This is a genomic window from Mucilaginibacter sp. AK015, from assembly GCF_014200785.1.
Lineage (GTDB): Bacteria > Bacteroidota > Bacteroidia > Sphingobacteriales > Sphingobacteriaceae > Mucilaginibacter.
In genome coordinates this window covers 296,773-315,892 of the sequence record NZ_JACHCV010000002.1, presented here as the reverse complement: position 1 = coordinate 315,892, position 19,120 = coordinate 296,773, and the positions used below count along the sequence as shown (strand labels likewise).

17 protein-coding genes and 1 tRNA gene are annotated in these 19,120 nt (G+C 43.2%); 13 read left to right on the top strand and 5 right to left on the bottom strand.

Annotated features, from left to right (window positions below; translation table 11 throughout):
* Positions 1–5: 5 nt before the first annotated feature.
* A complete protein-coding gene (locus tag HDC91_RS10580) occupies positions 6–800 on the bottom strand; it encodes a hypothetical protein (protein ID WP_183551806.1) in 795 nt (264 codons plus the stop codon).
* 196 nt (positions 801–996) lie between these two features.
* Here HDC91_RS10580 and HDC91_RS10575 point away from each other — a divergent pair, with 196 nt between their 5' ends.
* The 4 genes from HDC91_RS10575 to lpxB all read left to right on the top strand — a co-directional run bounded on the left by HDC91_RS10575 (position 997) and on the right by lpxB (position 4,458).
* Entirely contained in the window at positions 997–2,148 is a 1,152-nt protein-coding gene (locus tag HDC91_RS10575; protein ID WP_183551803.1) for an acyltransferase, read from the top strand.
* 67 nt (positions 2,149–2,215) lie between these two features.
* A complete protein-coding gene (gene surE, locus HDC91_RS10570; RefSeq protein ID WP_183551800.1) occupies positions 2,216–2,989 on the top strand; it encodes a 5'/3'-nucleotidase SurE in 774 nt (257 codons plus the stop codon).
* The gene (locus tag HDC91_RS10565; RefSeq protein WP_183551797.1) at positions 2,982–3,245 is read left to right on the top strand and encodes a hypothetical protein; all 264 of its coding nucleotides are present in this window, start codon (positions 2,982–2,984) and stop codon (positions 3,243–3,245) included. Before surE ends, HDC91_RS10565 begins: the two co-directional genes overlap by 8 nt.
* An 88-nt stretch (positions 3,246–3,333) precedes the next feature.
* Positions 3,334–4,458, top strand: coding sequence for a lipid-A-disaccharide synthase (gene lpxB, locus HDC91_RS10560; protein ID WP_183551794.1), 1,125 nt, complete (start codon positions 3,334–3,336; stop codon positions 4,456–4,458).
* Positions 4,459–4,516: 58 nt separating this feature from the next.
* On the opposite strand, the gene HDC91_RS10555 is transcribed toward lpxB, so the two are convergent.
* The 4 genes from HDC91_RS10555 to HDC91_RS10545 form a co-directional block, all read right to left on the bottom strand.
* The gene (locus HDC91_RS10555) at positions 4,517–4,678 is read right to left on the bottom strand and encodes a hypothetical protein (protein ID WP_183551791.1); all 162 of its coding nucleotides are present in this window, start codon (positions 4,676–4,678) and stop codon (positions 4,517–4,519) included.
* 43 nt (positions 4,679–4,721) lie between these two features.
* Positions 4,722–4,850 carry a hypothetical protein gene (locus tag HDC91_RS20010; protein WP_255476704.1) on the bottom strand — a complete coding sequence of 43 codons (129 nt, stop codon included), beginning with the start codon at positions 4,848–4,850 and terminating at the stop codon, positions 4,722–4,724.
* 25 nt (positions 4,851–4,875) lie between these two features.
* The gene (locus HDC91_RS10550; protein ID WP_162429449.1) at positions 4,876–5,061 is read right to left on the bottom strand and encodes a hypothetical protein; all 186 of its coding nucleotides are present in this window, start codon (positions 5,059–5,061) and stop codon (positions 4,876–4,878) included.
* A 330-nt stretch (positions 5,062–5,391) separates the two neighbouring features.
* Positions 5,392–8,529 carry a DUF2723 domain-containing protein gene (locus tag HDC91_RS10545; protein ID WP_183551788.1) on the bottom strand — a complete coding sequence of 1,046 codons (3,138 nt, stop codon included), beginning with the start codon at positions 8,527–8,529 and terminating at the stop codon, positions 5,392–5,394.
* A 209-nt stretch (positions 8,530–8,738) separates the two neighbouring features.
* Between HDC91_RS10545 and HDC91_RS10540 the strand changes: the two genes are divergently transcribed.
* From HDC91_RS10540 to HDC91_RS10500, 9 genes are all read left to right on the top strand, one after another.
* Positions 8,739–8,809, top strand: a tRNA-Gln gene (locus tag HDC91_RS10540).
* Between the two features lie 146 nt (positions 8,810–8,955).
* Positions 8,956–9,900 (top strand): ribose-phosphate pyrophosphokinase, encoded by a 945-nt coding sequence (locus HDC91_RS10535; protein ID WP_162429447.1) that lies wholly within the window; start codon positions 8,956–8,958, stop codon positions 9,898–9,900.
* Positions 9,901–9,958: 58 nt separating this feature from the next.
* Entirely contained in the window at positions 9,959–10,537 is a 579-nt protein-coding gene (locus HDC91_RS10530; protein ID WP_162429446.1) for a 50S ribosomal protein L25/general stress protein Ctc, read from the top strand.
* Between the two features lie 170 nt (positions 10,538–10,707).
* The gene (locus tag HDC91_RS10525) at positions 10,708–12,558 is read left to right on the top strand and encodes an RICIN domain-containing protein (RefSeq protein WP_183551786.1); all 1,851 of its coding nucleotides are present in this window, start codon (positions 10,708–10,710) and stop codon (positions 12,556–12,558) included.
* 297 nt (positions 12,559–12,855) lie between these two features.
* A complete protein-coding gene (gene pth, locus HDC91_RS10520) occupies positions 12,856–13,416 on the top strand; it encodes an aminoacyl-tRNA hydrolase (protein WP_162433073.1) in 561 nt (186 codons plus the stop codon).
* Positions 13,417–13,503: 87 nt separating this feature from the next.
* Positions 13,504–15,891 (top strand): TonB-dependent receptor domain-containing protein, encoded by a 2,388-nt coding sequence (locus HDC91_RS10515; protein ID WP_183551783.1) that lies wholly within the window; start codon positions 13,504–13,506, stop codon positions 15,889–15,891.
* Positions 15,892–15,903: 12 nt separating this feature from the next.
* Positions 15,904–16,248, top strand: coding sequence for a Spx/MgsR family RNA polymerase-binding regulatory protein (locus tag HDC91_RS10510; protein ID WP_183551780.1), 345 nt, complete (start codon positions 15,904–15,906; stop codon positions 16,246–16,248).
* Positions 16,249–16,361: 113 nt separating this feature from the next.
* Positions 16,362–18,323 carry a M1 family metallopeptidase gene (locus HDC91_RS10505; RefSeq protein WP_183551777.1) on the top strand — a complete coding sequence of 654 codons (1,962 nt, stop codon included), beginning with the start codon at positions 16,362–16,364 and terminating at the stop codon, positions 18,321–18,323.
* Between the two features lie 107 nt (positions 18,324–18,430).
* On the top strand, positions 18,431–19,114 hold the full coding sequence (locus HDC91_RS10500; protein WP_183551774.1) for a hypothetical protein: 684 nt from the start codon (positions 18,431–18,433) through the stop codon (positions 19,112–19,114).
* The last annotated feature ends 6 nt before the right edge of the window (positions 19,115–19,120 follow it).

Below are 19,120 nucleotides of genomic sequence, written 5' to 3'. Positions count from 1 at the left end.
TACTGTTAAGCCTTTTTTCTTTTACGCTTAAAATCGGCCTCCTTGTTTTTGCTGATAGCTGCAAGTATAAAGGCGCTGCTGCTAAATGCCAATGCCTCTAAGGCGCTTACAATCTCGTTGCCATGTAAACCTCGCGGATCTGCAAGTGCCCGGGGGATGTGGAGTAGCAAAAACCATATGAATATCATTAAACCCAGTAAATTTGCTGCCAGGCGAAGTTTTATGTTCAACATTATTCCTAAGCCCGCCGCAATGAGCGCAACGCCTGTAAAATAGGTCCAAAAAACGGGGAGTGCGGCCCATTGGGGCACAAGCCCAGGCACAAAGTCTATATAAACAAAATGCTCTATGCCAAAAACAAACATGGTTATAGCCAGAAAGAAGCGGCCGGCGGGTACGATGGCCTCAAACCCTGTTACATAGGCTCCGGATTTTGGCGCCGATGCAGCAACTATCAGCGCGCAGCCGCTTAAGGCAAATATTTTAAGCGCATTCGCCCAACTGCCTAAAAAAGCAGGTGTGGTCCTGAACTGATTAGGTATATGAAATATAATCAGCAGCGTCAGGAATATCAGCCCTAAATAAAGAGCGGCCGGTCGTGCTTTGTTATCAACAATTATCAGCCCACCCAAGGTAGCCAGTATAGTGCTCCCTATCCATACTGCCACGTGCGATGTTACAAGATCCTTGGGCCACGGGACTATAACGGGCATATAAACTGAAAATACTACCTGCTGTATAGCAATAGCTATTATGGCGACAGCGAAAAGTATCCGCCATATTTTGTTTGAATTTTGCATGATAAAGGTTTATAAGGGGGCTATTTAATGCAAGTTACAAACATAGCGTTAACTGCAAAGGGTAATTTGCTTTTTTTGAGCATGTGCTTGTAACCTTTATCGCCTTGCGGACTCAAATTCTTATAGATGTGTATCAAATTACAGATATGTAACAAAGCAATTTTTCATATACATTTGAGTGCTATAATTCAATACAATGTCTAAACCTGAAGCTCAGCCGGCGCTTGTTCATCCCAAACAAAAGATAAATTATATCGATCATCTTAAAGTGACGCTTACCGTGCTGGTAATAATGCACCATACCTTTATAACATACGGAGCGCCGGGTGGCTGGTATTATACTCAAAAAACCACGCTTACAGCTGCCCTTATCCCAATGACGGCATTTGTAGCTGTTAACCAGGCTTTTTTCATGGGCTTTTTCTTTTTCCTTTCGGCGTTGTTTGTACCATCTTCTTATGATAAAAAGGGCCCCGTGAAATTCATTACCGACCGCCTCATAAGGTTGGGCCTGCCTTTAGTTTTTTATTCCTTTATTCTTTCGCCGATACTTAGCTATATCCCATATAATTGGGCGGGAGAGCATCATATAACCTACCTGCAATACTTAGGCGGCTTTAATAGCTGGATAGATTTCGGTGTCCTCTGGTTTGTTGCCGCGCTGCTTTTGTTCACTTTTATATATGTTTTATACCGTATAGTAATTAAGCTGGCAAGCAAGGCCGTTGCCATGCCAACCGTTACAACTGTTATGGTGTTTGCAGTGATTATTGGTGTTATCAGCTATGTTATCCGCATCCTATTTCCGGTAGGGTGGGTGTTAAAACCGGTAGGTTTTCAGTTAGGGCATTTTCCTCAGTATGTTAGTTTATTCGTATTGGGGTTGATAGCGTCGAAAAGTAAATGGCTTAATCATGCCGAGTACAAAACTGGTAAACGTATGCGTACAATTGCCTTGTGCGTGGTGCTTGTCGGCTTTCCTTTATTTTTTATTGTACGCAATTTGCTCAATTTTCCGGTTGCCTGGTTTTCCGGCGGCACCCACTGGCAATCGTTATGGTATGCCGTGTGGGAACAATTGGTGGGCTTTGCTATTATTAGTTCGCTGCTTTGCATTGGCAAATACAGGTGGAATAAGTCTTCGGCTTTTCTGAGCAAATTATCGCGCAGCACATTCGCTGTTTATATTTTTCACCCGCTCATCATCATCTCCTTATCGGTCATGGCACGGAACTGGGGAATAGATCCTGCTATAAAGCTATTGGTTGTTGCACCAACGGCGGTAGTACTCAGCTTTTTATTAGGATTGGCAATAGTGCGTATTCCCGGTGTGAATAAGGTAGTTTGATATTACCCAGGCACTTTTATTTATTTCATCAGCAGGCTTGTTTCAAATTCTCTATTTTTGCACCAGCATGAAAACAAAGCAGCCCACAATACTTGTAGTAAATGATGATGGTATAACCGCGCCGGGTATAAAAGCCCTTATGCACACCATGAAAGAGCTTGGCAGGGTGGTGGTTGTAGCGCCAGATAGCCCGCAATCGGGCATGGGCCATGCCATAACCATAGGCAAACCCCTGCGTTTAGATAAGGTTGATATTTACGACGGTATTGAAATGTACAGCTGCAGCGGCACACCGGTGGATTGTGTGAAACTTGCTGTAAACACAGTATTAAAAGGTGTAAAGCCCGATCTGTGTGTATCTGGTATCAACCACGGTTTAAATAATTCTATAAACGTATTATACTCGGGCACAATGTCGGCAGCAGTTGAAGGGGCTATTGAACGCATCCCTTCTATCGGGTTTTCGCTGGACGATTATACTAACCAGGCTAATTTCGACCATTGCCAAAAGTTCGTAAAGGAACTTGCCACACAGGTTTTAAACAATGGCTTGCCTGTAGGGACAGTGCTAAATGTAAATTTCCCGGCCGGGCATAACATTAAAGGTATAAAAATTTGTCGCCAGGCTAATGCCAAATGGGCTGAAGAGTTTGATGAACGCGTTGACCCGCATAAGCGCCCTTATTATTGGCTAACAGGCATTTTTACAAATGACGATAACGGCGAGGATACCGATGTTTGGGCGCTTGAGCACAATTACGCATCGGTTGTGCCGGTACAGTTTGATATGACGGCCCACCACGCTATCCCTGTTTTAAACTCCTGGAATTTTAATGTTTAAAAAAAACAACCTTTTTTTGGGGATACTTTACGGCTTTCCGGCCCCTGTTTTGGCATGGTTGGTATTTGCGGTGGTATTAAATAACGGACGCTTTTTTTTAGACAAGCCTGCCGCTCCGTACCTGATAGCCCTGGCTTTAAATTTAGTGATGTTAAGATTCTCGGCAAGGGCGCATCTTGATAAAACATCAAACGGTATAATGATCACTACATTTGTATGCACACTACTGATATTTGTGTTTAAAATGCATATCTAAAGATAAGTGTGCGGATTTACGATATGCTGACGGGATTTTTGGTTCCTGGAGGCTTTAATCAATAAATAGTTAACTGAATAACTTTAGCATGAAGTACTACCTGGTAGCAGGCGAAGCATCGGGCGACCTGCACGGGGCCAACCTGATTAAGGCTTTGAAAGAGCTTGACGGGCAGGCCGAGTTTCGCTTTTTTGGTGGCGACCTGATGCAGGCCCAGGGTGGTACGCTGGTTAAACACTACGCCGATATGGCGTTTATGGGTTTCGTAGAAGTTATACTAAACCTGAACACCGTTCTTAAAAACCTGAAGAAATGTAAACGGGATATTGCCTCATTCCATCCCGACGTTTTGATATTGATAGATTTCCCGGGATTTAACTTAAAAATAGCCGAATTTGCTAAAACTAATGGCTTGTTGGTTTGCTATTATATCTCGCCGAAGGTTTGGGCCTGGAACCAGAAACGGGTACTTAAAATAAAAAAGATAGTAGATCACCTGTTTTGTATCCTGCCGTTCGAGGTTGATTTTTACAAAAGCTGGGGCATGGATATAGATTATGTAGGAAACCCCTTGCTCGATGCTGTAGATGCATTTAAAGCGGATGCTAATTTCCTGACGAATAATAACCTGACCGGCAAAAAAGTCATTGCCTTATTACCGGGTAGCCGTAAGCAGGAAATAAGCAGGTTATTGCCGGAGATGCTGGGTATTACCGATGACTTTCCAGACTACCAGTTTGTTATAGCGGGGGCGCCATCGTTTAATCTAGCGTATTACAAACAATATCTGAATGATAAGGATATCCCGGTAATATTTGATGCTACTTATGATGTCTTGGCCATTGCCCGGGCGGCGGTTGTAGCGTCGGGTACGGCCACTTTAGAAACTGCCCTTTTTAACGTACCACAGGTGGTTGTTTATAAAGGCAATGCGCTTACCATTGCCATAGGGCGTTTGCTTATAAAAATAAAATTTATATCGCTTGTAAACCTGATAATGAATACCGCGGTAGTTAAGGAACTGATACAGCAGGACTGTACAAAGGAGGGAATAACCCGGGAGTTGGATAAGTTACTGAATGATCAAAATTATCGCAAAAAAATACTTGACGGGTATAATACACTTCATGAAAAAATGGGTTCGCCGGGGGCTTCGGAAAAAACAGCAAAATTGATCGTAAAATATGCTTTGAAACAACAAGGCCCGGCTTAATAAGCAGGGCCTTGTTTGTCTCAAAAAGATGTTTTAAATAGAGCAGATATATGATTGATCAGGCAGCTGATAATTGTTGTGTCACAGCGGCCTGTTTGTTGCTTGATGAAAATTGGTTTCTCTCCCTGAAAGATCTTAGGTCTTCCATTAATAAAGTCTTTAGGTCGTTATCAAAACGGGTAAGTAATTTACTTGCAGCAGGTTTTTTATAAGCTTTCATAGGTTAAGATAGTTAGTGTTGTGAGTTTTGGGATATGTTTAAACTACGCGGCTGTCAGGCGGCCCGGGTTTTTTGATTTCATTGCTTTTAGGTCGCTCATCAAAATGTTCATTAATTCTTTATCAAAGCGGTTAACTAATTTGCTGGTAGCAGGTTTTTGGTAAGTTTTCATAATTCAATATTTTAAGTTTTTTAGTTTATTGTTTAGTTTCTTTATCGTCTTCTTCCTGGTTTTCGCTAAGGTTATCATGTCTGCGTTTCGCTTCTTTGTATTGCCTCGCAATTTGTTCCTTATCCCTTTCGTCGGATGTTTTTTCAGGAGCTTGTGGGTTTTCCCACTCTTTCTCTTCGCCCGTGTTTTCAGTTTTCTTATCGATTACCATTTTAACTCCGTTTGATAAGTAGTATTCCAATTCGGTGCCAAACTTTCAATTCGCGGATAAAAAAACGACATTTAAGTAGGAATATTTTTTAAAAGAAAGCAAAAACGCCTTTAGAATGCATTATTGAGCTATTTTTTATTTTGGGGTGTACGTAATTGTGGATGAAAAAAAACTACATGTGTCGTATAGAATGGTCAGCACCGGTTTATAATCGTAACAAAGTGTTCGGTTGTGAACAGTGAAGTGTTTGTTTTGCACCGGCTCAGAAAACAAAAAAGCGGCTTATGGCCGCTTTAATATTGTTTAATGGTTATTTATGAACTATCCTTACTATGGCTGTGTTTGCATACCGCCGAACTTGGTACCGTAGTCTTTAAGCTGTGCACTTATTTTTGCACTTAAGGCATCCTGCTTAAAGTCTTTGGTAACGGTGGCCATACTGTTTAATAAAGACAGGGCCATCTGTACGTCGCGCGTATTTAAGCCCGCATCACCTTTTTGAAATAAGGTGTAATTGAATTTCAGCTGATCAGTAACATAATCATCCACCTGGTTCACAAATTTAACAGCTAAGGCAGTGTCGCCTATTCTGAACAGGCTTTCAGACATCCAGTACTTTCTGACCGCCAGTTCTGTCGAAATGATCGTTGAAGGCATTACGTCTTCATATTTTTTAAGCGTGTTTTTTGCAAGATCACGGTGCCCTTCTTTCAAAAGGTTATCAGCAAGGGTTGCGTATAAACGTGTGATCAGCGGGTAAAACAAATTCAACGATTCATGATCAAGGTATTTAGCAGTTTTAAAATTGCCGTATTTATACTTATTTATCATGTTGTTATACATAATAAGCGTATTGCTGTATTCCTGCGGCTGTACAGTACTATCCGGCTTGTATGGCATAAGGCGGGAGGCAAAGCCTTCGCTGTAAAGGTATTTATCAAGGCCGAGCATATTATCGCTCGGTACGGTGGTGGCAAAATATACCGGCCGTTTCCAGTTGTTAGTGGCCAGTATATCCATCATGGCCAGGTTGTCTTTGGTTACATATTTACCGGGATAGGTCCAGTCCATTTCGGATACGATGCGGTCTTTTTGGTCGGCCGGTACCGAGCCCGACTTAACCACCTCATCTGCATTTACCGTCATTTTAAAGTTTTTGGTGGGCAGATAATTGGCATTCTCGCCATTTTGATACTGCACCATGTTATCTTTATTGTCAGACGTAATAAAATCAAACACCTCCTTTAACTCAATAGGGCCGGCCACTTTTGCGTCATTGTAATATATTACATCGCGTACGCCGGCTTTGAATTTATCGTTCGGCATACTGATAGGTAATGGCGCCGATTCGTTCATTTTTTGTTTCATTTGGCGTATGTACCAATCAGTACCCAGCAAGCTTAAATTTACGATACGCACATCCGGCCTTACCCCTTCCACTTCCTGTATATACCAAAGCGGGTAGGTGTCGTTATCAGCATAAGTAAACAAAATGGCATTTGGCGCGCAAGAGTTTAAATAATCATAAGCGATATCATGCGGCGTAAGTTTGGTGGAGCGGTCGTGGTCGTCCCATTCCTGGCTTGCCATTAAAACCGGCGCTGCCAGCAAGCATACTACCGATGCTATGATAGCGCTGGTTTTGGCATTTATTTTCTTGCTCAAAAACTCGGCAATGAGCAATACCCCCAGGCCTATCCATATGGCAAAGGCATAAAACGATCCGGCATAGGCGTAATCACGTTCGCGCGGCTGTAAAGGGTCCTGGTTAAGGTAAAGCACAATGGCTAATCCCGTAAAAAAGAATAATACGGTTACCACACCCGCATCGCGCTGATTGCGTCTAAAATGATAAACTACCCCCAATAGGCCAATTATAAGCGGCAGAAAGAACAGCCTGTTGTACGATTTGCTTTGTGTAACAGTGCTTGGGAGTTCCTTACCAAAGTTAAAACCGCTTAACCAGCTGCCGTCTATCCCTTGCGCCGTTTGGCCGTCCATTTCATTAGCACGGCCGGCAAAATTCCACAAAAAGTAACGGGTGTACATTTGTGTTACCTGCCAGGTGCTGAAGAAGCCAATATTAGTTGCCATTGTAGGCTGTTCTTCAGGGCCCAGGTTGCTCCACATCCTATAAAACTCGGCGTGCCCCGGTTTTTGACTGAACATGCGTGGGAACAAGGTGTTGCGATCGTAAATGGTGTTTAATTTTTTACCCGCAATCTCATATTTCTTTTCGCCGCGGCGATAAATATTAGCGCCCTCAGTTTGGTCTATAGCTTTCGAATCAAAGTATTCGCCATATAATAAAGGAGTATCGCCGTATTGGTCGCGGTTAAGATAGCTGTTCAATGCGAAAGCATCCTGGGGGTCGCTGTTGTTTAGGTTTGTACCCGCCTTTGCGCGGATAACGATCATTACAAATGAGCTGTAACCAAAAAGGATAAACACCGTGCAAATTAAAATACGGTTTAACGCCACGCGCTTTCCGCGTACTTTTAAAACATATTCAAGCAAGGCAAGTATGGCAATTCCGGCTATCAGCCCAACAATCCCGGCGCTGAAGCCCAGCAGCAATATAAAACAGATAACTGCCGCCCACATGTAACTGGCCTGGGCATTAATGGTATAAATAATCCCTAAAGCCAGCGCGGCTATAACAAGCAAGTAGAATATAATAGCACCGGTGTTAAAGCTCATCCCCAGGGTATTCACAAAAAACAGATCGGAGAAGGCTGCGCCTTTAACTGTAAACTGTATTACGCCCCATAGGATCAGGGCGACGGTGATTATACCCAAAATAAAGGACCATATCGTGCCCGGCGTAGTAACCTGTTTTGCCCTACGGAAATATATAACCAACGCAATTGCCGGTATCACCAGCAGGTTTAGCAAGTGGATACCTATAGATAAACCCATTACATAAGCAATAAATATGATCCATTTATCGGCACGGGGCTCGTCGGCATGGGCTTCCCATTTAAGTATAGCCCAAAAAACTACGGCGGTACAAAGTGATGATTGCGCATAAACTTCACTCTCTACAGCCGAGAACCAAAAGGTATCTGACCAGGTATAGGCCAGCGCGCCCACCAAACCGGCGCCTATTATCTGGATAATGTTTGTTTGGGTTATTTGTTCGCCGGCTTTAACAATCAGCTTTTTAGCCAGGGCGGTTATGGTCCAAAACAAAAATATAATTGTTGCGCCGCTTGATAAAGCAGAAGCCATATTGGTAAAATAGGCCACCTTCATATTATTACCGAATGATAGGAGCGAAAATACCTTGCCGATCATAGTAAACAGCGGTGCACCGGGCTGGTGCGCTACCTGCAGGCGGTATATACAGGCAATAAATTCGCCGCAATCCCAAAAACTGGTAGAGGGCTCCAGCGTTAAAATGTATGTTATAGAAGCAATTATACCGACTGCCCAGCCAAAAATATTGTTTATCTTATTGTAGTTCATGCTGTAATTACGAGCTAAGTAAGGTTTAAGCTGACGAAATTAACAAAAACATTAAGATGTTTATGTTAAAACCAAAACCTTAACACTTTTTAACGGATGTTGTGATCTGAAAATAAATGCGGTTACTTTTTTAAATTTTACTTTTGACTATTGAAAAATCGTCCTATATTTGCATTCCTTTTTGGGATGGCTTACAAACCAAAGGAGATTGCCTGATAGTATAATGGTAGTACGACGGTTTTTGGTACCGTTTGTCTAGGTTCGAATCCTGGTCGGGCAACATTGAAATTTCGGATTTCGGATTTTTAGTTTCGGATTTATATCCTGATGAAAATCGAAATCCGATTGTTGTTTAATACGGTACTGGAATACATGGAGAACGAATGAGGAGAAATCCGAATCGAAATCATAAATCCAAATAAGAAGATGCCTTTACAGTTTAATACGGTTAAGCTATTTGCAGGTTCGGGTTCGCAGGAGCTGTCAAAACACATTGCTGAATCATACGGCCAGGAACTTGGCGATGTGGTTTTATCGCGTTTCAGCGATGGCGAGTTTCAGCCGCATTTTAACGAGTCTATCCGCGGTTGCGATGTGTTTTTAATACAGAGTACGCACCAGCCAACCGATAACCTGATGGAGCTGTTAATGATGATAGATGCCGCCCGGCGTGCGTCTGCCCATTACATTATAGCGGTTATCCCTTATTTTGGATTGGCACGCCAGGACAGGAAAGATAAGCCCCGTGTTGCAATAGGGTCAAAGCTGGTAGCTAATTTACTGGTAGCCGCAGGTATAAATCGTATCATGACGATGGACCTGCACGCTGCGCAGATACAGGCGTTTTTTGATGTACCGGTAGATCACCTGGATGCGTCTATCATATTTGTGCCCTATATAAAAAGCCTGGGTTTGGGTAACCTTACCATTGCATCGCCTGATATGGGCGGTTCGTACAGGGCGCGTAGCTTTGCCAAGTTCTTTAATGCCGAGGTAGTAATTTGCGATAAACGCCGTAAGCGTGCAAATGAAATTGAAAGCATGACGATTATTGGCGATGTTACAGACCAGGACATTGTACTGATAGATGACATTTGTGATACGGCAGGTACGCTTGCAAAAGCTGCCGGTTTGATTATGGAGCGTGGGGCAAAAAGCGTTCGCGCGGTTTGTACACATCCGGTATTATCAGGTAAAGCTTACGAAACTATCGAGAATTCGGCGTTAACTGAACTGATAGTAACCGATACCATACCGTTAAAACACTCGAGCCCTAAAATAAAGGTACTTACCACCGCTGATCTGTTTGCAAAGGCAATAAGCAACGTTAACGAGCATGGCTCAATAAGCCAGTTGTTCAGGGTAGATTAATAAAGGAGACTTAAAATATCCATACCGTGTTGGTATGGCTTTGAATAATAAATAAATAATGAAATCAATTGCTATTAGCGGTTCTCCGAGAGAGAACGTAGGGAAAAGAGACGCTAAAGAACTGCGTTACCAGGGCTTAGTGCCAGCAGTACTTTACGGTGGGTCAACCCAAACCCACTTTGCAGTGTCCGCAGCTGATTTGAGAGCCGTAGTTTATACTCCGGTTGTTCATTTCATCGACATTGACGTAGCCGGCGTAAAATCAAGGGCTATAATTAAAGATATGCAGTTCCACCCGTTAACGGAACAACTTATCCACATCGACTTTTTATTGCTAGATGAAAACAAACCGGTAACCATTGAGATCCCTGTAAAATTGACAGGAACTTCGCCGGGCGTTAAAGTGGGCGGTAAGTTAGTTCAAAAATTGAGGAAACTGCGTGTAAAGGCTTTGCCTAAAGACCACTTAGACAACATCGAAGTAAGCATCGAAGCGCTTGAGGTTGGTAAATCGGTAAAAGTTAACGAGATCAAGATCCCTAACCTTACTATCACCAATGCGCAGGAAGATACTATTGTATCTGTTACTACTTCGCGTGCATTACGCCAGGCTGAACAAGAGGCAGGCAAAAAATAATTTAGTCGGTCACTGCACCAGCTTAAAATTTAAAGCGACGGAAAAACCGTCGCTTTTTTTTATGCACATGGTTTTTTGCAGTTAAAACCTTATAAAAATTTAAAAAAGTTTGCTAAATCGATTTACAATCGTAACATTTGTGATAATTAAACTTAAATCAAAGGCTTATCATGAGAAAATTACTCCTGCTGCTAACGGCAACTATGCTTGTTGTGTCTTGTTCTAAAGAATATAAACGATTTCCAAGTCCCGGAAGAATGATCAAACAATTTTCGCTTGCCGAAGGGCAGATGGGCCCTGCGGTGTTTAATAATACTACACATACCATACTGGTTACAGTACAGAAAGGTGCTAACATGGCTGCACTAAAGGCTAATATGGTAATATCTGAAGGGGCGACTGTGTCGCCTGCATCCGGTGCGAGTTTTGATGCTACATCGTTGAAGCAGTTATTTGTAGTCACGGCCGAATCGGGCGAGACGTACGACTGGAATGTGGAGTTTAAAGTTTTTGATATAAACGATATACAATACGGCGTATTTGCTATTGCCGGTATCAACAGCAAAATGCTACAGGTAGCAGGCAATTATACCTTTAATGAGAAATATAAGGATAACCAAAAAGTAGAAGCCGTTACAAGTGTATCGGTGACGCCGCTTTGGCAAAAATGGCACCTTATATATAATAGCACAGCCGGAGGAGTAAGGTATTACCAGATCCGCAATCTGTTCACCGGAAAGTTTTTGAATGCCCCCGCTGGTGCACAGGCAGGTACAGTAGCTGAGCAATATCGCGAATCGGCCGCAGCAGCAGAATTGTGGGAAATTAAGCAATCATCAACCATAGGCGCATTTAATATTGTTAATAAGGCTACGGGCCTGGTGCTTAATGTATCAGCCGTAGACAATAAGGTAACCCTGCAGGCGGATGATAATAGTAGCGGCCAGCGTTTCACCCTTACACCGCTTGCAGAGGAGGCTTACAGGGATGACTCGGCAATAGGATTTTTTGAAAGAAATGACCCAAGCCAGGGTTCGGTAGCGTTTGACCAGGGTACCAGTGTACCGCTGAGCGATGGACGCGTTCTATGGATAACACAAGATGCTTGGGATGGTTCCAGGTTACGCGATAATCATAAATTTTCATGTTCGGACTTTTTTAATTACAACAACTCGGTAATGATTCAACCAACAGCGACCGACTGGAACCCTGACCATACCACTAACATGACAATACCAAACAGCGCGCATGGAAGGCCGCGGCAGGTGTTTAATAACCAACCGGGCACAGATTGGTCGTGGCCGGGCTTAGGTGTTCAGATAAACGGTAGTGTTTGGGTACAGTGCGGCGAGGGTAAAGGATTAAGCAGCATTAACCAGTCGCTGTATAAGTTAACACCTAATGCAGGCAACGAATGGACAGCTGAGCGTTTTACACCCCAGGGTATGTCAGGCCAGGTAGATATCAGTTATTCTACGGGTATGGTAAAGGGTAACGATGGTTATGTGTATTCTTTCGGCTCCCAAGGCTTCAACTTCGGTTATGCCAATAATATTTTTGTGGCCCGATTCGCACAAAGTGATCCGTTGAAATGGACGTTTTGGGACGGTGCTTCATGGGTAAGCATGCCTACCGCCAGCGATGCGGCAAAAATTGCTGTAGGGCCGGGTAATAACTCCATCTCTTATCTTAACGGTAAATACATTATGATGTCAATGGACCAGGGCTTCAACTGCGAGGATAAGCGTGATATATATATATCCACATCAAGCAGCCCCACAGGTCCGTTTACCGCTCCAAAGTATATATATACGGTTAGCGAATATTTAGCCGGTAAGTACGCACGTTACTATACGCCGTCAATTCACCCCGAATCGGTTAACGGCCATAACGAACTGTTACTTACCTTTTGCCTTAATTTTTCGGGCTGCGGCGTTTCAGATTGTCAGGAAGGTTATCTCGACCCTTATTACTATCGTGTAAAAAACATCCGTGTACCATATTCGGTAGTGGGATTATAAAGCAAAGCGATGTATTTTTTAGCAAAGCCGCCTATACTTTAGGCGGCTTTGCTATTTAGAAAACCTAATCCTTGCGCTCATCCGACGAGTGCTTTGGAAATTTTAGCAGTCTTTCCGCGGTGATAAAAGAAGGCGGTTTGAAGAAGCAAAGGCCTGTTTACTTAAATAATGGGTAAACCGATGAGTTACTTATTGCCGTTTTTGTTTTACTTTGCTATTTCTTAATTTATGGCAATCAGGCCTTATTTTAGTAAGTTTTTAAAGAAAGCCCCGGTGGCTAAACCGGGTTTAGCGGGTATGAAATATCTAATTGTTGGTTTGGGTAATATTGGGCCGGAGTATGCCGATACGAGGCATAACATTGGTTTTATGGTGTTGGATGAAATGGCAAAGCAGGAGGGAGCGAAGTTTTACACCATGCGCCTTGCTTCCTACGCCGAAGTAAACCATAAAGGCCGTAGCCTGCACCTTATTAAGCCAACCACTTACATGAACCTTAGCGGTAAAGCGCTTAACCACTGGATGAAGGAACTAAAGATCCCGGTGCAGAATGTATTGGTAGTTGTGGACGATATAGCATTGCCATTAGGCACCCTGCGATTAAAACCTAAAGGCAGCGCCGCGGGGCATAACGGCTTAAAGAACATCGAAGCAATATTGGGTAATAATGAATATGCCAGGCTTAGGTTTGGTGTGGGCGATAATTTCCCAAAAGGGCGGCAGGTAGATTACGTGTTAAGCGGCTTTGATGATGATGAAAAGCCCGAATTACCTGCCCTGATTGAGCGCTCGATAGAGATGATAAAAAGCTTTACTACCATTGGTACAGAGTTAACCATGACCAAATTCAATAAGTAGCGTTTTTGTTACAAATTACCCGTATTTATGACGGTGTAGGTTGCAACGAAGGCTTATCTTCGCGCGTCTTTTAGGCTAAACTATTGAATGAAAATATTTCTGCTGGCAGTGCTCAGTTTCTGCACTACCCTTACATTTGCACAATCCCCGGTACAAAATATTACTATAAAGGGTCTGGTTATCGATTCGGCCATTAATAAACCCCTTAGTTTTGTAACCGTTGCCTTAACAGATGCCGCCAGCAACGCCCCTGTAAAAAGTATGCTCACCAAAGATGACGGTACTTTTGAACTTGGAGGTATCCCTCAAAAGCGTTATAAACTTGCATTGGTCTACATGGGCTACGGTACCAAAGTGATCGATATACCGGGTGATAAAAAAATGGTCGACGTGGGTAGTGTGCTGCTTGCAACTACGCATAATCAATTAAAAGAAGTATCGGTTGTTGCGGCGAGGCCGTTGATGAAACAGGAGGTTGACCGCCTGAGTTACGACGTGCAGGCAGACCCGGAAGCGAAAGCCGTCACCGCGCTTGATATGATCCGAAAAGTGCCGCTGCTGTCTGTTGATGGCAACGATAATATCAAACTGCGCGGAAGCGGTAATTACAAGATATTATTGAATGGTAAAGAGTCGGCACTGATGGCGCGTAACCCGTCAGATATATTAAAAGCCATGCCGGGTACCAACATTGTAAAGATAGAGGTAATAACCACACCACCTGCCAAGTACGATGCCGAGGGATTGGCAGGTATTATCAATATCATTACTCAAAAAAAGGGAGATGAAGGGTACAATGGCTCGGTAAACCTTAATTATAACAGTATATGGGGGCCGCGGGCCAATATAAACCTTACAGCAAAAAAAGGCAAGTTTGGAGTTAATGCCTACGCAGGTACGGGGCACAGGCCGAAGCGCCCTACCGATTTTTATAATCAAACAGATTTCCTGCTGCAGCCATCATCAGTGGTGCAAACGGGCAATCGTTTTGGTACCGGAAACAATAATTATGTAAGTACCGAGCTAAGTTTCGAGGCTGATAGTTTAAACCTGTTGACCGGTACTTTCAATTACTACCGCGGCAGCAACTTAAACTTATCTACACAATTTACTACCGAAACTAATGCGGGTGTTGCCAACAGTTACACTACTACCAACAATGGTGATGGTGCATACCACGGCGCTGATTTTGGGCTTAACTACCAGTTAGGTTTTAAGGACAATAAAGACCGGTTGCTTACCGCCTCTTATAAATACAGCGATTTTGGTAATAACGCCCTTAATCTTGTATCTCCGGGAAACAGTGCCGATTTTCGTCAGTTAAATAATTCCGGTGCAAAAGAGCATACCACGCAATTGGATTATGTGCACCCGCTTAAAAAACTGAACATAGAAGCCGGGGGGAAAATGATAAACCGTAATAACTACAGTACGTTTCATACCGACCTGAAGGACGCGACGGGTAATTACATGGATAACAGCGGACAGGCAAACGATTTTGACTACCATCAAAATGTATATAGCGCCTATAACTCTTATACACTTAAATTTACCAAATGGACCTTCAAAGCGGGCGCGAGGTATGAGCGTACCGAGATCAATGCCAACTTTACATCAACCAGTACCAACCTCGATCAATCGTATACCAATGTTGTGCCATCGTTCTCGATGCAACGCTCGTTAAACAATAGCAGCCTGACGTTTGGTTTTACGCAACGTATACAGCGCCCCGGTATATGGCAACTTAACCCGTTTGTTGATAGTACCAATACCAAATACATTAGCAGGGGTAACCCTGCATTGCGCCCGGCAGTTAATAATAATTTCGAGCTCAGTTATGGTAACTTCGCAAAAGGATCGCTTAATATCAGCTTAAGCTATGCTTTTGCCAATAATACTATTCAAAATTTATCAAGCGTAAATGGCACCGTTACCACCAGTACTTATGCTAACGTAGGTAAAAACAAAAACCTGGGGTTGGATGTAAATTGGAACTACCCCATAACAACCAAATTTAATGTAAACGTAAATGCCGAGATAATGCGCGTGTGGTTAAAAGGCACGTTCAATAACGAGTTTTTTACTAACAGCGGTTACCAGGGGCATGTATTTACCAATAGCAGTTACAAATTTAGTGATGGTTACCGGGTAGGGGTTAATGTAGGTTTTGATAGCCGCTATGTGCTATTGCAGGGCATTGATAATTACTACCTGGGTTATGGTTTCAACGCATCTAAAGAGCTGTTTAATAAAAAAGCCACATTGTCGTTATACGCCAACGGGCCGTTTAGCAAGTTTATAAAGCTTGATTTTTATACGCATACCGATTCGTTTAACAACTTTTCCTATAACTACCAAAATTTCAGGTCTATCGGCATAGGCTTCAATTATAAGTTTGGCAGCTTAAGCGCATCTATTAAAAAAAACCAGCGCGGAATTAATAATGATGATTCACTTGGCGGTGCTAAAAATTGATATTTTAGCACCATGAAAGTTTACGGCATCACTAACTGCAACACGGTAAAGAAAGCGCTCGACTGGTTAAAAGCAAATAACGTTGCATACGAGTTTCATGATTTTAAGAAGTTGGGCGTAAGCGCCGAAAAACTGAACGAGTGGGATGAGAAAGCGGGTTACGAAAAGTTCTTGAACAAGCAGGGCCTAACCTGGAAACAGCTTGACCCCGCCGTTAAAGAAAGTATCAAAACAAACGAGGATGCCTTGCAATTATTGCAGCAAAAAACCAGTATGATCAAACGCCCCGTTATAGAAAATGGCGATTTATTGTTTTTTGGCTTTGATGAAGCCGTTTATAATAAGGCGTTTAAGTAATTTATTACAGGCTGTTAATCCGTAACTTACTTATTACACTTTGTAATTTGATGACACACTCAAATGTATAATGTGTATTATTGTCTTTGTTTTTACCAAATCATTATAAAATTATGAAACTTAAACTAATTGCCGGTTGTACGCTGGCTATTATGGCCGTTAGCAGCGTTGTGCAGGCGCAGCAGCAGGAGCAGCCGGCTGCCGGCAACTATAATTACCATGATCCGTTTGCACCCTTTTTTTACACAAAAAATGGGTCGGAGTTTCGCGCGGCGGATGGGCAGCCGGGGCCAAGGTATTGGCAAAACCGGGCCGATTACCAACTGAACGCACGGCTTAATGATCAAACCAACGAGGTTACCGGTTCTGAAGTTTTAACGTATACCAACAACAGCCCTCAAAAACTCGACTTTTTATGGATGCAGTTAGATCAGAACCTGTTTGCCGAAGGCTCACGTGGTTCGGCAATTATACCGCCGAGCGGTAGCCGTAACGGTGGCCGTGGCGATCTGAGCAAAGGCGGATATAAAATTAAGTCAGTTAAGGTTGGCGATACCCCTGTTAAGTATTTAATTGAAGATACCCGCATGCAGATATTTTTGCCTGCCGGTGTAAATGCTAATGGCGGCCAGGTAAAACTTAACATCGAGTACTCATTTATTGTACCCGATTACGGATCTGACCGTACCGGTATCCAGGAAACAAAAAATGGTAAAATTTACACCATAGCACAATGGTATCCCCGCATGTATGTGTACGATGATATAATGGGATGGAATGCTGTGCCTTACACTGGCCCGGGAGAGTTTTACCTGGAGTATGGCGATTTTGATCTGAATATCACTGCACCGGCCAATCATATAGTAGTTGCATCGGGCGAGTTGCAAAATCCGCAGGACGTTTACACGCCCGAGCAGTTAAAACGCTGGGCACAGGCAGAAAAAAGCGAGCAGACCGTAATGATACGCTCAGCAAACGAAGTAACCAGCCCCGCATCGCGCCCGGCGGGCAAAAAAGAGCTTACCTGGCACTTCAAAATAAAGAATGCGCGCGACGCCTCATGGGGTTCATCGGCAGCGTTTATTGTTGATGCTGCTAAAATGGACCTGCCAAGCGGCAAAAAATCTATCGCTATATCGGCTTATCCGGTTGAAAGCGATGGCAACGATGCCTGGGGCCGATCAACTGAGTATGTAAAAAAATCTATTGAGTACAACTCGCAAAAATGGTTCGAATATCCTTATCCTGCTGCTACAGCAGTTGCCGGCAGGGTTGGCGGCATGGAATACCCTGGTATTGTGTTCTGTGGTTTCAAAGCAAAAAAATCACAGCTTTGGGGGGTTAACGATCACGAGTTTGGCCATACCTGGTTCCCGATGATCGTAGGCTCTAACGAACGTTTATACGGCTGGATGGATGAAGGCTTTAATACCTTTATAAATACTTTAAGCACAGCTGACTTTAATAAAGGCGAGTACGCAAGCAAAAAACAGGATATGCACAAAGCCGGGGCATTTGTAACAAGCGCACAGATGGAACCGATAATGAGTTATCCGGAAAACCTGAAAGAAGCCAACACCGGTTGGATGCTATATTTTAAACCCGGCATGGGCTTAACTATGCTGCGCGAAACGATCCTGGGCCCTGAGCGCTTCGATTATGCTTTCCGTACTTACATTGCACGCTGGGCATTTAAACATCCTACGCCTGATGATTTCTTCAGGACAATGGAAAACGCGAGCGGCGAGAATCTGAGCTGGTTTTGGAGAGGCTGGTTTGTAAACAACTGGCGATTGGATGTTGCTGTGCGCGATGTTAAATATGTAGGCGGCGATGCAAATAAGGGCGCGTTAATCACCATCGAAAACCTTGATAAGCTGGTAATGCCGGTTATCCTGGATATTAAAACAGTAAGCGGTAAGGTTACCCGTCTTAAACTGCCCGTTGAAATATGGGAACGTAACAATAGCTTTGTTGTAAAATACCCATCTACAGAAGAAATACAATCAGTTACTTACGACCCTGACAAAGTATTACCCGATTATAACCCGGATAATAATGTTTGGCAAAAGTAATTTTCATAAAAACCCGGTTTAGGCCGGGTTTTTTATTGATTTTAGGCTGTTAATTTGAAACTTTTAAAGGAATAAACAGGTTTAATAATATAGCTAATATATGCGCCATGAAACAGGTATTTTGGGTTGCCGTTATATTGATATCAACTACCACGTTTGCAAATGCACAGGGTGTTTTTAAAGGAACTGTTTACGAGCAGGGTACCAACATCCGCTTATCAGATGTTTTTATACGTGATATAAATAACCGCCAGGTAAGCATTACCGATAACAAAGGCAATTTTGCCATACGTGCTGCGGCAGGGCAAACCCTTATATTTAATTCGCCGGGATATACTTCAGATACCCTGTACCTGATAGACCTTACCCCCAAAAAGATAATGCTTACCACGCAAACTATCTCGTTAAGGCAGGTAAACATTACTGCCAAACGCACGCCATTTAATCCCCGGGCCGAATACCCCGAGGTGTATGAAAAAAGTAAGGTGTATGTATTTTCGCCATCAACATGGTTTAGCAGCGAAGGGAAAAAGGCGCGCCGGTTAAAACGGTACTTTCAGCGTGAGGCCGAACAGCGCGGTATAGATGCTGCGTTTAGCCCCGCTTACGTTAGCAGTCTGGTGCCGTTAAGAGGTACTGACCTTGAAAACTTCATGACGATGTTTAGGCCTACCTATGCCTTTATACGCAGTAATAATGCCGAATCGATGGTGGCATATGTAAATGACAGCTATAAAAAGTTTATGGCCCTGCCGCCTGACAAGCGGGCCCCACAGGCCCTTAAACCCTAAAACTGC